The 12,813-nt window shown below is 68.2% G+C and carries 14 protein-coding genes; 6 read left to right on the forward strand and 8 right to left on the reverse strand.

The genetic code is table 11. The annotated features are described in order from the left end of the window. Positions 1-129 precede the first annotated feature (129 nt). Entirely contained in the window at positions 130-1,023 is an 894-nt protein-coding gene (dapA, locus tag DES41_RS04050; protein WP_114466137.1) for a 4-hydroxy-tetrahydrodipicolinate synthase, read from the forward strand. Here dapA and moaD read toward each other — a convergent pair. The 6 genes from moaD to DES41_RS04080 are packed head-to-tail and all read right to left on the reverse strand — an operon-like array spanning position 1,010 to position 7,031. Continuing rightward, the gene (gene moaD, locus DES41_RS04055) at positions 1,010-1,261 is read right to left on the reverse strand and encodes a molybdopterin converting factor subunit 1 (RefSeq protein ID WP_114466139.1); all 252 of its coding nucleotides are present in this window, start codon (positions 1,259-1,261) and stop codon (positions 1,010-1,012) included. The genes dapA and moaD overlap by 14 nt on opposite strands. Continuing rightward, entirely contained in the window at positions 1,258-2,502 is a 1,245-nt protein-coding gene (locus DES41_RS04060; protein ID WP_114466141.1) for a molybdopterin molybdotransferase MoeA, read from the reverse strand. Before DES41_RS04060 ends, moaD begins: the two co-directional genes overlap by 4 nt. Beyond that, the gene (mobB, locus tag DES41_RS04065; protein ID WP_114466143.1) at positions 2,499-3,032 is read right to left on the reverse strand and encodes a molybdopterin-guanine dinucleotide biosynthesis protein B; all 534 of its coding nucleotides are present in this window, start codon (positions 3,030-3,032) and stop codon (positions 2,499-2,501) included. The genes DES41_RS04060 and mobB overlap by 4 nt, the downstream gene beginning before the upstream one ends. Beyond that, positions 3,029-4,444 carry a threonine synthase gene (gene thrC, locus DES41_RS04070; protein ID WP_114466145.1) on the reverse strand — a complete coding sequence of 472 codons (1,416 nt, stop codon included), beginning with the start codon at positions 4,442-4,444 and terminating at the stop codon, positions 3,029-3,031. Before thrC ends, mobB begins: the two co-directional genes overlap by 4 nt. Further along, positions 4,444-5,766, reverse strand: a complete 1,323-nt coding sequence (locus DES41_RS04075; RefSeq protein ID WP_114466146.1) for a homoserine dehydrogenase — start codon at positions 5,764-5,766, stop codon at positions 4,444-4,446. Before DES41_RS04075 ends, thrC begins: the two co-directional genes overlap by 1 nt. Further along, positions 5,763-7,031, reverse strand: coding sequence for a pyridoxal phosphate-dependent aminotransferase (locus DES41_RS04080; RefSeq protein WP_114466148.1), 1,269 nt, complete (start codon positions 7,029-7,031; stop codon positions 5,763-5,765). Before DES41_RS04080 ends, DES41_RS04075 begins: the two co-directional genes overlap by 4 nt. A gap of 122 nt (positions 7,032-7,153) precedes the next feature. Here DES41_RS04080 and DES41_RS04085 point away from each other — a divergent pair, with 122 nt between their 5' ends. The 3 genes from DES41_RS04085 to DES41_RS04095 all read left to right on the forward strand — a co-directional run bounded on the left by DES41_RS04085 (position 7,154) and on the right by DES41_RS04095 (position 10,015). Next, a complete protein-coding gene (locus DES41_RS04085) occupies positions 7,154-7,531 on the forward strand; it encodes an Mth938-like domain-containing protein (protein WP_114466150.1) in 378 nt (125 codons plus the stop codon). Between the two features lie 143 nt (positions 7,532-7,674). Beyond that, a complete protein-coding gene (locus DES41_RS04090; RefSeq protein WP_114466152.1) occupies positions 7,675-8,151 on the forward strand; it encodes a peroxiredoxin in 477 nt (158 codons plus the stop codon). Between the two features lie 154 nt (positions 8,152-8,305). After that, positions 8,306-10,015 (forward strand): PhoH family protein, encoded by a 1,710-nt coding sequence (locus DES41_RS04095; RefSeq protein ID WP_114466153.1) that lies wholly within the window; start codon positions 8,306-8,308, stop codon positions 10,013-10,015. Between the two features lie 9 nt (positions 10,016-10,024). On the opposite strand, the gene ispH is transcribed toward DES41_RS04095, so the two are convergent. After that, on the reverse strand, positions 10,025-10,969 hold the full coding sequence (gene ispH / locus DES41_RS04100; RefSeq protein WP_114466155.1) for a 4-hydroxy-3-methylbut-2-enyl diphosphate reductase: 945 nt from the start codon (positions 10,967-10,969) through the stop codon (positions 10,025-10,027). Continuing rightward, complete coding sequence (locus tag DES41_RS04105; protein ID WP_114466157.1) at positions 10,969-11,430, reverse strand: FKBP-type peptidyl-prolyl cis-trans isomerase; 462 nt, start codon at positions 11,428-11,430, stop codon at positions 10,969-10,971. Before DES41_RS04105 ends, ispH begins: the two co-directional genes overlap by 1 nt. 57 nt (positions 11,431-11,487) lie before the next feature. Here DES41_RS04105 and radC point away from each other — a divergent pair, with 57 nt between their 5' ends. Continuing rightward, positions 11,488-12,174 (forward strand): RadC family protein, encoded by a 687-nt coding sequence (gene radC / locus DES41_RS04110; protein WP_114466159.1) that lies wholly within the window; start codon positions 11,488-11,490, stop codon positions 12,172-12,174. Beyond that, complete coding sequence (locus DES41_RS04115; RefSeq protein WP_114466161.1) at positions 12,171-12,809, forward strand: Smr/MutS family protein; 639 nt, start codon at positions 12,171-12,173, stop codon at positions 12,807-12,809. The genes radC and DES41_RS04115 overlap by 4 nt, the downstream gene beginning before the upstream one ends. The last annotated feature ends 4 nt before the right edge of the window (positions 12,810-12,813 follow it).

Below are 12,813 nucleotides of genomic sequence, written 5' to 3' on the forward strand. Positions count from 1 at the left end.
CGTCTGACCGGGGCTGCGGTTCCGTCGTCGGATGTGCGACGGAACCCCTGGCAGCCTTTCTGCACGAGCTTCGCGCGCGCTCCCCTTCGATGGTCGACCCTGACGGTCTTGCTGTACCCATCGAAAGGAATGTTTGTGTCTTCTGCTTCTCCCCTGTTCTCCGGCCTGTGGATTCCACTGGTCACGCCCTTCACCGCCGACGACCGCGTCGACCATGCTGCGCTGGCCGCCCTGGTGCGCGACCTGGCCGGCCGCAGTGTGGCCGGCTTCGTGCCCTGCGGCAGCACCGGCGAAGCCGCCGCGCTGACGGCCGAGGAACAGCTGGCCGTGCTGGACACCACGCTTGCCGCGGCGCAGGGCCTGCCCGTGTTGATGGGCGTGGGCGGCTACCGGTTGCAAGGCGTGCTGGCGCAATTGGAAGCCGTCTGCACGCGGCCTGTGGCCGGCGTGCTGGTGGCGGCGCCGTTCTACATCCGCCCCTCCCAGGAAGGGCTGCTGACCTGGTTCCGCACCGTGGCCGACGCCAGCCCCGTGCCGCTGGTGCTCTACGACATTCCGTACCGCACCGGCGCGGAACTGCGGCTGGAAACACTGCTGGCGCTGGCGGCGCACCCGCGCATCCAGGCCATCAAGGACTGCGGCGGCGACGCGGGCAAGACGGCTGCGCTGATCGCCGACGGCCGGCTGGCGGTGCTGGCTGGCGAGGACGCGCAGATCTTCGGCAGCCTGGCCCTGGGCGCCACCGGCGCGATCGCGGCCAGCGCGCACCGGCACACCGAGCGCTTCGTGCAGGTGATCGAACGGCTGCGGGCTGGCGCGCTGGCCGAGGCGCGGGCCTTGTGGCAGCCGCTGCTGCCCTGGGTGCAAGCCGTGTTTGCGGAGCCCAACCCCGGCCCGATCAAGGCGTTGCTGGCCGAAGCCGGACAGATGGACAACCGCCTGCGCGCCCCGATGACTGCGGCCTCCCCGGCCCTGCGCCAGCGCCTGCGCGCGCTGGAAGACGCCCTGCTCAGCCGCCCGTGACGGGCGGGAAGAAGGCGACTTCGGCGCCTTCGTGCAGCGCGGCGGATTCGTCCTGCATCTGCTGGTCCACGGCCACGCGCACGGCGCGGCCACGGGCCAGCAGCTCGGCGTAGGCGCCGCCGCGCGCGAGCAGCTCGTCGCGCAGCGCGCCGACGGTGGCGGCCTCGGTCTGCATGGACTCCTGGCCCAGGCCCAGGCCTTCGCGGATGGAGGCGAAATAGCGGATGGAGAGCTTCATCCCCACAGGTCCTCGAACGGCAGGAAGCGCACGGTGTCGCCGCGCGCGATGGGCTGGCCGGCTGGCGTGTCCACCAGGCCATCGCCCCAGGCGACGGATGTCAGCACGCCCGAGCTCTGGTTGGGGAACAGCTCCAGCGCGCCATCGGCATTGCGGCGCGCGCGCAGGAACTCGCGGCGCCGGTCCGCGCGCTTCCACTCGAAGGCGGCAGGCAGGTGCACCACGGCAGGCGCCGTGTGCGCGGCGCCCTGCAGCTTGAGCAGGAATGGGCGGACCAGCATCAGGAAGGTGACCAGGCTGGACACCGGATTGCCGGGCAGACCGATGAAATGGCAGGCCGCGCCATCGGTGCCGGGAATGGACCCATAAGCAAACGGCTTGCCCGGCTTGATCGCGATCTGCCAGAGCTCCAGCCGCCCGAGGGCCTGCACGGCGGGCTTGACATGGTCCTCCTCGCCGACCGAGACGCCGCCGCTGGTCAGCACCATGTCGTGGCCCTCGGCTGCGTTGCGCAGAGCCTGGACGGTGGCGTCCAGCCGGTCCGGCACGATGCCCAGGTCGCTGACCTCGCAGCCCAGGCGGAGCAGCAGCGCACGCAGGAAGAAGCGGTTGGAGTTGTAGATCGCGCCGGGGCGCATCTGCGCGGGTGGCACCTCGCCCGGCATCACGAGTTCGTCGCCGGTGGAAAACAGCGCCACGCGCGGGCGGCGCGCGACCGTCAGCTCCGCCAGGCCGATGCTGGCCGCCATGCCCAGTGCGGCCGGCGTCAGGCGCGTGCCCTGTACGAGCACGGTGGCGCCCAGCGCCACATCCTCGCCAGCGCGGCGAATGGACTGGCCGGGGGCAGGCGCAGTGCGCACGCGGATGCGGCCATCGTCGAGCAGTTCGCAGTCTTCCTGCATGACGACGGCGTCCGCGCCCTGGGGCACGGGCGCACCGGTGAAGATGCGCGCGGCCGTGCCGGCGGCCAGGGCCGCACCCGTGCTGCCGGCCGGGATGCGCTGCGACACGGGCAGCACGGAACCTGCGGCGGGCACATCGGCGCAGCGCAGCGCGTAGCCGTCCATGGCGCTGTTGTCCAGCGGCGGCACCTGCAGGCCGGACACCGCATCGCGCGCCAGCACGCGGTGGTCGGCATCGAAGGTGGACACGGTTTCGGTGGCGGCCAGCGGCTCGGCGTAGCCCAGCAGTTGGGCCAGGGCCTCGTCCAGGGTCTTGAGCTTGGCGGCGGGGTCGGTCATGCGGCAGGGTCCAAACGGTGGGCGAAGAGCGCGGCATTGTCGGCCAGCCAACGGGCCAGCGCCGGCACGTCGTTCAGTTCCAGCACCGGGCACAGGGGCGCGGGCTGGAGTTCGGCCGGCGCGTCGGTCAGCACGGCGCGGACATGCCGGTCTTCGGGATAGCGCGCGGGGCGCTGGTCGCCGGCGCGGCGCAGTTCCAGCCGCGGCAGGTCCTCGTGCTTGAAGCCTTCGACGAGCACCCAGTCCACATGCTGGCGCAACTCTGCAACCAAGCCACGCGCGGTCGGCGCGTGCTCCGTGGCGTATTCGCGCAGCAATGCAAGGCGGCGGTCGGAGGCGATCACCACCTCCTGCGCGCCGGCCTCCCGGTGGCGCCAGCTGTCCTTGCCCGGCGTGTCGATGTCGAAGCCGTGGTGCGCGTGCTTGACGACAGAGACCGTCTCGCCGCGCGCCTTGAGCAGGGGGATCAGCCGCTCGATCAGCGTGGTCTTGCCGGCGCCCGAGTAGCCGACAAATCCCACGACCTTCATGCGCAGTGTTCGGCGATGTAGCGCTTCACGAAGTCTGCGTCGGCCGGGACCCGCTGCACGCGGCGCGGCAGGTTCTCGATGCCTTCGAACCTGGCCGGCCGCTCGGGCGCTCGGCCCAGGGCTTCGACGATGGTCTCGGCGAACTTGATCGGCAGTGCGGTCTCGAGCACCACCATGGGCACGCCCGCGCTGCGCTGCTCGCGCGCCACCTTGAGGCCGTCGGCCGTGTGCGTGTCGATCATCTGGCCGAAACGCTGGTAGGTGTCACGGATGGTCGCGAGGCGGTCCGCGTGCGTGCTCTTGCCACTGGCGAAGCCGAAGCGGGTGGCAGCCTGCGCGAACAGCGGGTCGGCCGACAGGTCGAAGCGGCCCGTGCGCGCCAGGCCTGCACCGAACAGCTCGGCCGTGCGCGCGCCGTCGCGGCCCAGCAGGTCGAACACGAAGCGCTCGAAGTTGGACGCCTTGGAGATGTCCATGGACGGGCTGGAGGTCTCGTGCGTGTCGGCGCTGCCGCGCACGCGGTAGACGCCGGTGCGGAAGAACTCGTCGAGCACGTCGTTCTCGTTCGTGGCGACGACCAGTTGGGCGATCGGCAGGCCCATCATGCGCGCGACATGGCCGGCGCAGACGTTGCCGAAGTTGCCCGAGGGCACGGTGAAGCTGACCTGCTCGCCATCCGTCTTCGTGGCCTGGAAGTAGCCCGCAAAGTAGTAGACCACCTGGGCCAACAGCCGCGCCCAGTTGATCGAGTTCACCGTGCCGATGCGGTACTGGCGCTTGAATGCGAGGTCGTTGGAAACGGCCTTGACGATGTCCTGGCAGTCGTCGAACACGCCGTCGACGGCCAGGTTGTGGATGTTGGCGTCCTGCAGGCTGAACATCTGCGCCTGCTGGAACCCACTCATGCGCCCGTACGGCGAGGTCATGAACACGCGCACGCCCTGCTTGCCGCGCATGGCGTATTCGGCCGCGCTGCCGGTGTCGCCGCTGGTGGCGCCCAGGATGTTGAGCTCCTCGCCGCGCCGGCCCAGTTCGTACTCGAACAGGTTGCCAAGCAGCTGCATGGCCATGTCCTTGAAGGCCAGCGTGGGGCCGTTGGACAGGGCTTCGAGGAACACGCCGTCTTCGAGTTGGCGCAGCGGCACGATGGCCTCGGTGCCGAAGACCTCGCGCGTGTAGGTCTTGGCGCAGAGGGCCTTGAGGTCGGCGGCCGGAATGTCGTCGATGTAGAGCGACAGGACCTCGAACGCCAGTTCGGCGTAGGGCAGGCTGCGCCAGCGCGCAAGCGTGGCCGCATCGACCTGCGGGTACCGCTCGGGCAGGTACAGGCCGCCGTCGGGCGCCAAGCCTTCGAGCAGGATGTCGCAGAAGCGCTTGCGGTCGGGGTGGCCGCGGGTCGACAGGTAATGCATCAGTTCAGCTCTTCCTTGCGGATGCGCGTGATGGGCGCCAGCACGGTCGGCAGGGCCTGCATCTTGGCGATCGCGGCGTCCATCAGCGCCTCCTGGCAGTCGTGCGTGAGGATGATGAGATCGGTCTGCGTCGAGCCTTCGCCGCCCACCTCGTCGGCTTCGCGCTGCAGCACGGCGTCGATGCTGATGCCGGACTCGGCCAACAGGCCGGTGACCTTGGCCAGCACGCCGGCCTGGTCGGCCACGCGCAAGCGCAGGTAGTAACTGGTGACCACCTCGCCCATGGGCAAGACCTGCAGGTCGCTCAGTGCGTCGTGCTGGAAGGCCAGGTGCGGCACGCGGTGCTCGGGGTCGGCCGTGTGCAGGCGGGTGATGTCGACGAGGTCGGCGATCACGGCGCTGGCGGTGGGCTCGCTGCCGGCACCCTTGCCGTAGTACAGGGTGGTGCCCACGGCATCGGCCTGCACGACGACGGCGTTCATCGCGCCCTCGACATTGGCGATCAGGCGCTTGGCCGGCACCAGGCTGGGGTGCACGCGCAGCTCCACGCCCTTCTCCACGCGCTTGGTGATGCCCAGCAGCTTGATGCGGTAGCCCAGCTGCTCGGCGTAGCGGATGTCTTGCGCCGACAGCTTGGTGATGCCTTCCACGTAGGCCTTGTCGAATTGCACCGGGATGCCGAAGGCGATCGCCGACATGATGGTGGCCTTGTGCGCGGCATCCACGCCTTCGATGTCGAAGGTCGGGTCGGCCTCGGCATAGCCCAGGCGCTGGGCTTCCTTGAGCACCACGTCGAAGTCCAGCCCCTTGCTGCGCATCTCCGACAGGATGAAGTTGGTGGTGCCGTTGATGATGCCGGCGATCCACTGGATGCGGTTGGCCGTGAGCCCCTCGCGCAGCGCCTTGATGATGGGGATGCCACCGGCCACGGCGGCCTCGAACGCCACGATCACGCCCCTGGCCTGGGCCGCCGCGAAGATCTCGGTGCCGTGCACGGCCAGCAGCGCCTTGTTGGCGGTAACCACGTGCTTGCCGGCAGCGATGGCTTCGAGCACGAGCTGCTTGGCGATGCCGTAGCCGCCGATCAGCTCGACCACGATGTCGATGGACGGGTCGGCAATGACGGCGCGCGCATCGGCCACGACCTTCACGTCGCTGCCGACAATTTCACGCGCACGCTCGACGTTCAGGTCGGCCACGGTCGCGATCTCGATGCCACGGCCGGCGCGGCGCCGGATCTCCTGCTGGTTGCGCGCGAGAACGTTGAAGACGCCGCTGCCGACGGTGCCGATGCCCAGAAGGCCGACCTGGATGGGTTTCATGCGAGAGCCGCCTGTGCGGAGGAAGAGGAAGAAGAAACGGGCGCGGCGTGGCGCTTGCGGTACTGCTCGAGGAAGCTTGCGATGCGACCGATGGCCAAGCGCAGGTCGTCTTCGTGCGGCAGGAACACGATGCGGAAATGGTCCGGCGTCGGCCAGTTGAAGCCAGTGCCCTGCACCAGCATGACCTTGGTCTCCTGCAGCATCTCGAGGATGAACTGCTGGTCGTCCTGGATCGGGTAGATCTTGGGATCGAGCCGCGGGAACATGTACAGCGCGGCGCTGGGCTTGACGCAGCTCACGCCCGGGATGGCCGTGATGAGCTCATAGGCCAGGTCGCGTTGGCGGCGCAGCCGGCCGCCGTCGCCCACGAGGTCGTTGATGCTCTGGTAGCCGCCCAGCGCCGTTTGGATCGCCCACTGGCCCGGCACGTTGGCGCACAGCCGCATGTTCGAGAGCATGTTCAGGCCCTCGATGTAGTCGCGCGCGGGCTTCCTGTCGCCCGAGACCACGAGCCAGCCGGCGCGGTAGCCGCAGCTGCGGTAGCTCTTGGACAGCGAGTTGAAGGTCAGCGTGAGCACGTCATCCGACAGGCTGGCGATGGCGGTGTGGCGGGCGCCGTCGTAGAGCACCTTGTCGTAGACCTCGTCGGCGAACAGCACCAGGCCGTGCTCGCGCGCGATGGCCACGAGGGCCTTGAGGAGTTCGTCGGAGTACAGCGCGCCGGTCGGGTTGTTCGGGTTGATGACCACGATGCCCTTGGTCTGCGGCGTGATCTTGGCGCGGATGTCGTTGAGGTCGGGCATCCAGCCATTCGCCTCGTCGCAGCGGTAGTGCACCGGCGTGCCGCCGGACAAACTCACTGCGGCCGTCCACAGCGGGTAGTCGGGTGCGGGCAACAACAACTCGTCGCCATCGTTGAGCAAGGCGTTGGTGGCCATCACGATCAGTTCGCTGGCGCCATTGCCAAGATAGATGTCGTCCAGCGTCACGCCCTTGACGCCCTGCTTCTGGGTCTCGTGCATGACGGCCTTGCGCGCCGCGAAGATGCCCTTGCTGTCCGAGTAACCGGCCGAGTTCGGCAGGTTGCGGATCATGTCCTGCTGGATCTCTTCGGGCGAATCGAAACCGAACACCGCCAGGTTGCCGATGTTGAGCTTGATGATCTTCTGGCCCTCTTCCTCCATCTGGCGCGCGGCGTCCATGATGGGCCCGCGAATGTCATAGCAGACGTTGGAAAGCTTGGCGGATTTCTGGACGGTTTTCATGGAGTCCCCTGGTGCCTCCGGCGGCTTGCGCCATAGCCCCACCGGCGTGCCTGTTGAAGCGAAAACCTATAATTTGACCACAGTTCGCGGCACTTCCCGGCCCGCGCACCACCCCTCTCCCCATGAAACTGCAGCCCGACAAATCCAGCGTCCAGACCATCACCGCCTTGGGCCCGGGATGGATCGGCGTGCAGGCCGACCGCATCGAGCACAGCGTGGTGATCGGCTCGCGCGGCCAGCGCGATGCTTGGCCGTGCAAGCGTTTCGAAGACCTCACCGCAGAGCATTTCGCCCAACTGGCCGAGATCGATTGCGAGGTCGTGATCTTTGGCAGCGGCGAGCGGCTGCGCTTTCCGCAGGCTGCCTGGCTGCGCCCCCTCATCGCCAAGCGCATCGGCGTGGAGACCATGGACACGGCTGCCGCCTGCCGCACTTACAACATCCTGGCCCAGGAAGGCCGCGATGTGGTGGTCGCCTTGTTGCTGGAGCCTGCGGTGTGACGCATGCACACCCGTGTCACGCTCCCTGTAACAAGGGAACGCGAAAAGCATTTTCAGGGTAAAATCAAGGGTTGCCGCGCGGGCCGCACAGTCTTATACACCCGCGGCTGTCGACCACTTTCCGACTCCCGAGATTCAAACATATGGCGATCGTTGTCAACAAACTCATCCCTGAATTCGAAGCCAACGCCACGGGCGGCGTGAAAGTCTCCAACACCTCGCACCTGGGCAAAGTCCTGGTGCTGTATTTCTACCCGAAGGACAACACGCCCGGTTGTACCACCGAAGCCATGCAGTTTCGGGATAAGTACAAGGACTTCGTGAAGGCCGGTGCCACGGTGTTCGGCGTCTCGCGCGACAACATGAAGTCGCACGACGAGTTCAAGGCCAAGCTCGAGCTCCCGTTCGAACTCATTGCCGACACCGAAGAGAAGATGTGCCACATGTTCGGTGTGGTCAAGAACAAGATCATGTACGGCAAGAAGGTCAAGGGCATCGAGCGCAGCACCTTCCTGATCGGCGCCGATGGCACGCTGCAGCAGGAATGGCGCGGCCTCAAGGTGCCCGGCCATGTGGACGAAGTCCTGGCGGCCGTCAAGGAAATCAACACGACCGTCTGATCGCTGCGGTCATCCGCGCGCGGGGCGGTCACCGGGGTCATGCATAATGGTTTCATGCCCCTAGGAGACGCTCCTCGCGCATCCCACCAAAAAGCCGCCCTGGCGACCGGGCGGCTTTTTCGTTTTTGGTCCTTCCCAGGAAACACGACGCCCCATGCCTCTGCCCCCGCCCCCCGCAAAGCGCGCTGCCACCCTGTCTCCTGACGCCTTCGACGCGCCTGCGCGCGCCACATCCAAACCTGCGCGGGTCGCACGCGCGCGCTTCACCGAAGCCGCAGCGGAAGAACCGGCGCACACGCCGCGCGAAGCCCAGGACGAAGCGCCTGTCGCCGCGCTGCGCGACACCGGCGTGGCCATCGACGTACCCACGATGCGCGAGACGGTGGAAGCACCGCCGGCACGCGCGCGCCGCGAGGCCGCCGCCGACACGCCCGCCGCGGCGCCGGCGCGCAAACGCAAGCCAGCCAAGTCGGCAGGCCCGTCCAAGCTGTTCGTGCTCGACACCAATGTGCTGATGCACGATCCGATGTGCCTGTTCCGCTTCGAAGAGCACGACATCTACCTGCCGATGATCGTGCTGGAAGAGCTCGACGGCCACAAGAAGGGCATGAGCGAAGTGGCGCGCAACGCGCGCCAGACCAGCCGTACGCTGGACGCCCTGGCCGGCATGCCGAACGCCGACATCGCGGTCGGCCTGCCGCTGGACGTCACCGGCCACCGCGAAGCCGGCGGCAAGCTGTTCTTCCAGACGCGCGCGCTGGAAGACAGGCTGCCGGCCAGCCTGCCCCAGGGCAAGGCCGACAACCAGATCCTCGGCGTGGTCGAAGCCTTGCGGCGCGAGCATGCGCCGCGCGAGGTGGTGCTGGTGTCCAAGGACATCAACATGCGCGTCAAGGCCAAGGCCCTCGGGCTGGCTGCCGACGACTACCAGAACGACAAGACGCTGGAGGACGGTGAGTTCCTGTACTCGGGCGCGCTGGCGCTGCCGCCCGATTTCTGGGCCAAGCACGGCAAGACGGTGGAGAGCTGGCAGCAGGGCCAACACACCTTCTACCGGATCGCCGGCCCGGTGGTGCCGAGCCTGCACATCAACCAATTCGTCTACTTCGAGGCGCCGGGCGAGCCCAGCCTGTATGCCCGCGTGACCGAAATCCGCGCCAAGACGGCCGTGCTGAAGACGCTGCGCGACTTCAACCACCTGAAGAATGCCGTTTGGGGCGTGACCACCCGCAACCGCGAACAGAACTTCGCGATGAATCTGCTGCTCGACCCCGAGGTCGACTTCGTCACGCTGACCGGCAATGCCGGCACCGGCAAGACGCTGATGGCGCTCGCCTCCGGCCTCACGCAGGTGCTGGACGACCGCCGCTACACCGAGATCATCATGACGCGCGCCACCGTCAGCGTGGGCGAGGACATCGGCTTCCTGCCCGGCACCGAGGAAGAAAAGATGGGCCCGTGGATGGGCGCGTTGGACGACAACCTCGAAGTGCTCGCCAAGACCGAGACCAGCGCCGGCGAATGGGGCCGCGCGGCCACCAACGAGCTGATCCGCTCGCGCATCAAGATCAAGAGCATGAACTTCATGCGCGGCCGCACCTTCCTGAACAAGTACGTGATCATCGACGAGGCGCAGAACCTGACGCCCAAGCAGATGAAGACGCTGATCACGCGCGCCGGCCCGGGCACCAAGATCGTCTGCATGGGCAACCTGCAGCAGATCGACACGCCTTACCTGACCGAAGGCTCATCGGGCCTGACGTTCGCGGTCGACAAGTTCAAGGGCTGGCCGCACGGCGGCCACATTACGCTGGCGCGCGGCGAGCGTTCGCGCCTGGCGGACTTCGCGAGCGAAGTGTTGTGACGCCCGGTCTCAAGCCTCGAGCTTGAGGCCCTTCGGCAGCGGAAACTTCACGGTTTCCTGGATGCCGTCCATCTTGCGGACAGCCTGCGCGCCCAGCGCGCGCAGGCGGTCAATCACCTGCTGGACCAGCACGTCCGGAGCCGAGGCGCCGGCCGTCAGGCCCACGCGCGGCCTGCCCTCGAACCATTCGGGGCGCAGTTCGTCTGCGCTGTCGACCATGTAGCTTTCGGTGCCGAGCTTCTTTGCGAGCTCGCGCAGCCGGTTGCTGTTCGAACTCGTGGGGCTTCCCACGACGATCAGGATGTCGACCTGCGGGCTCAGCACCTTGACCGCGTCCTGCCGGTTCTGCGTGGCATAGCAGATGTCCTGCTGCTTGGGCTCGCGCACGTTCGGAAAGCGCGCCTTGACGGCGGCCGCAATCTCGGCCGCGTCGTCCACCGACAGCGTGGTCTGCGTGACCACGGCCAAGCGCTCCGTCTGGCCCGGCTGCACGCGCGCGACGTCGGCCACGTCCTCGACCAGATGGATGCCGTTGTCGAGCTGGCCCATGGTGCCCTCGACCTCGGGATGCCCCTTGTGGCCGATCATGATGAACTCGAAGCCTTCCTTGTGCAGTTTGGCCACCTCCACGTGCACCTTGGTCACCAGCGGGCACGTGGCATCGAAGATGCGGAAGCCGCGCCGCTCGGCCTCGCGCTGCACCGCCTGGCTGACGCCGTGGGCCGAGAACACCAGCGTCGCACCGGGCGGCACTTCGTCCAGCTCTTCGATGAAGATCGCGCCGCGCGACTTGAGGTCGTTGACCACGTAGGTGTTGTGCACGATCTCGTGGCGCACGTAGATCGGCGCGCCGAACTTGGCCAGCGCACGCTCGACGATCTCGATCGCGCGGTCGACGCCGGCACAAAAGCCGCGCGGCTCTGCCAGCACGATGTCGCTCACGACGCCGGACATCAGAGCACCCCGATCAGCTGGACCTCGAAGGTCACAGGCTGGCCCGCCAGCGGGTGGTTGAAGTCGAATTGCACGGCGGTGTCCTTGAGTGCGATGACCGCGCCCGCGTAGCTGCCCGTGCCATCGGGCGTTGGGAACTGCACCACGTCGCCCACGCTGTACTTCTCGTCCGGATCGCCCAGCTTGGCGAGCAGGCCACGCGCGACCCACTGCTGCATCTCGGGATTGCGCTCGCCGAAGGCGGCGCCGGCCGGCAACTCGAAGTGCGTGTGCGTGCCCTCGGCCAGGCCGAGCAAACGCTCCTCGACGGCGGGCGACAGCTCGCCCGCCCCCAGGGACAGCGTGGCAGGCTTGCCGCCGAAGGTGTTGATGATGTCGCCGCCCGGGCCGGCCAGCCGGTAGTGCAGGGTCAGGAAGGAGCCGGGATGCACCACGGGCGCGGCGGCGGAGTCTGGGGTCATGGGAAGCCTCGATAAACTGGGCGCTATTGTAAAAACCCGGCCCGCCGGGTCCCCGCCATGGCGCTGAAAGACCTTCCCACCGATGCCCAGCCGCGCGAAAAGCTGCTGGCACGCGGGCCGCAGGCGCTAGCCGATGCCGAATTGCTGGCCCTGCTGCTGCGCACCGGCATCCAGGGCAAGAGCGTGCTGCGCATGGCCGACGAACTGCTCGCGCCACCGCCGCTGGGCTTTGGCGGCCTGGCCGGCCTGCTGCACATGACCGCCGCCGACCTCGCCCGCATCAAGGGTCTGGGCCCGGCCAAGCGTGCCGAACTGGTGGCCGTGCTGGAGCTGGCGCGCCGCGTGCTGACCCAGCAGTTGCGCGAGCGGCCGCTGTTCAACGCGCCCCAGCAGATCAAGGACTATCTGCAGCTGCAGTTGGCCGGCCGTCCGCACGAGGTCTTCGCCGTGGTGTTCCTGGACAGCCAGCACCGGCTCATCGCACTCGAGGAACTCTTCCGCGGCTCGCTGGCGCAGGCCCACATCTACCCGCGCGAGGTGGTGGTGCGCGCGCTGGCCCACCACGCGGCAGCCGTCGTGCTGGCGCACAACCACCCTAGCGGCAATGCCGAGCCCTCACGCGCCGACGAGTTGCTGACGCAGCAGCTCAAGGCCGCGCTGGCCCTGGTGGACGTGCGCGTGCTCGACCATGTGATCGTGGCGCCAGGCCAGGCCTTGTCGCTCGCCGAACGGGGGCTGCTGTGAGGGCCCGCTCGTTGCAGGACCTGGGCCCCCTGCGCGGCCACCTTGTCGAACAGCAGCGCCTGGCGGCCGAGCGCGAGGCCGCCCGCCGCGAGGCCCGGCGCCGCGCCGAAGCCGAGCGCAACCTGTTCGCCAACGCTGCCGGCCCCGTGGTGCCGCTGCGCCAGCCACCGCGCGTGCGGCTGGCACCCGAGCTGCCCGCGCCGATTCCGGTGCAGCAGCAGCTCGACGACCAGCGCGTGCTGCAGGAAAGCCTCAGCGACGAGTTCGATGCCACCACGCTGCTGGACGTGGACGACGCCATGAGCTTTCGTCGCCCCGGCGTCGGCATGGACGTGACGCGGCGGCTGCGCAAGGGCGAATGGAGCCTGCAGCGCGAACTCGACCTGCACGGCATGCGCCGCGAGGACGCACGCGAGGCCCTGTCCGCCTTCATCCGGGATGCCCACCGCCAGGGCCTGCGCTGCCTGCGCGTGGTGCACGGCAAGGGCCTGGGGTCGCCCGGCCGCGTGCCCGTGCTCAAGTCCAAGGTGCAGGCCTGGCTGATCCAGAAGCAGGAGGTGCTGGCTTTCGTGCAGGCCCGCGCCGACGAAGGCGGGGCCGGCGCTCTCGTCGTCCTGCTCAAGCCGCTCGCCTGAGCGA

Origin of the sequence: Pseudorhodoferax soli (genome assembly GCF_003337555.1) — a bacterium.
Lineage (GTDB): Bacteria > Pseudomonadota > Gammaproteobacteria > Burkholderiales > Burkholderiaceae_C > Pseudorhodoferax > Pseudorhodoferax soli.

What these genes read in the sequence shown, in the direction of transcription:
- dapA (WP_114466137.1), top strand. Translation starts at nt 130, where the DNA reads ATGTTTGTGTCTTCTGCTTCTCCCCTGTTCTCCGGCCTGTGGATTCCA.
- moaD (WP_114466139.1), bottom strand. Translation starts at nt 1,261, where the DNA reads ATGAAGCTCTCCATCCGCTATTTCGCCTCCATCCGCGAAGGCCTGGGC.
- DES41_RS04060 (WP_114466141.1), bottom strand. Translation starts at nt 2,502, where the DNA reads ATGACCGACCCCGCCGCCAAGCTCAAGACCCTGGACGAGGCCCTGGCC.
- mobB (WP_114466143.1), bottom strand. Translation starts at nt 3,032, where the DNA reads ATGAAGGTCGTGGGATTTGTCGGCTACTCGGGCGCCGGCAAGACCACG.
- thrC (WP_114466145.1), bottom strand. Translation starts at nt 4,444, where the DNA reads ATGCATTACCTGTCGACCCGCGGCCACCCCGACCGCAAGCGCTTCTGC.
- DES41_RS04075 (WP_114466146.1), bottom strand. Translation starts at nt 5,766, where the DNA reads ATGAAACCCATCCAGGTCGGCCTTCTGGGCATCGGCACCGTCGGCAGC.
- DES41_RS04080 (WP_114466148.1), bottom strand. Translation starts at nt 7,031, where the DNA reads ATGAAAACCGTCCAGAAATCCGCCAAGCTTTCCAACGTCTGCTATGAC.
- DES41_RS04085 (WP_114466150.1), top strand. Translation starts at nt 7,154, where the DNA reads ATGAAACTGCAGCCCGACAAATCCAGCGTCCAGACCATCACCGCCTTG.
- DES41_RS04090 (WP_114466152.1), top strand. Translation starts at nt 7,675, where the DNA reads ATGGCGATCGTTGTCAACAAACTCATCCCTGAATTCGAAGCCAACGCC.
- DES41_RS04095 (WP_114466153.1), top strand. Translation starts at nt 8,306, where the DNA reads ATGCCTCTGCCCCCGCCCCCCGCAAAGCGCGCTGCCACCCTGTCTCCT.
- ispH (WP_114466155.1), bottom strand. Translation starts at nt 10,969, where the DNA reads ATGTCCGGCGTCGTGAGCGACATCGTGCTGGCAGAGCCGCGCGGCTTT.
- DES41_RS04105 (WP_114466157.1), bottom strand. Translation starts at nt 11,430, where the DNA reads ATGACCCCAGACTCCGCCGCCGCGCCCGTGGTGCATCCCGGCTCCTTC.
- radC (WP_114466159.1), top strand. Translation starts at nt 11,488, where the DNA reads ATGGCGCTGAAAGACCTTCCCACCGATGCCCAGCCGCGCGAAAAGCTG.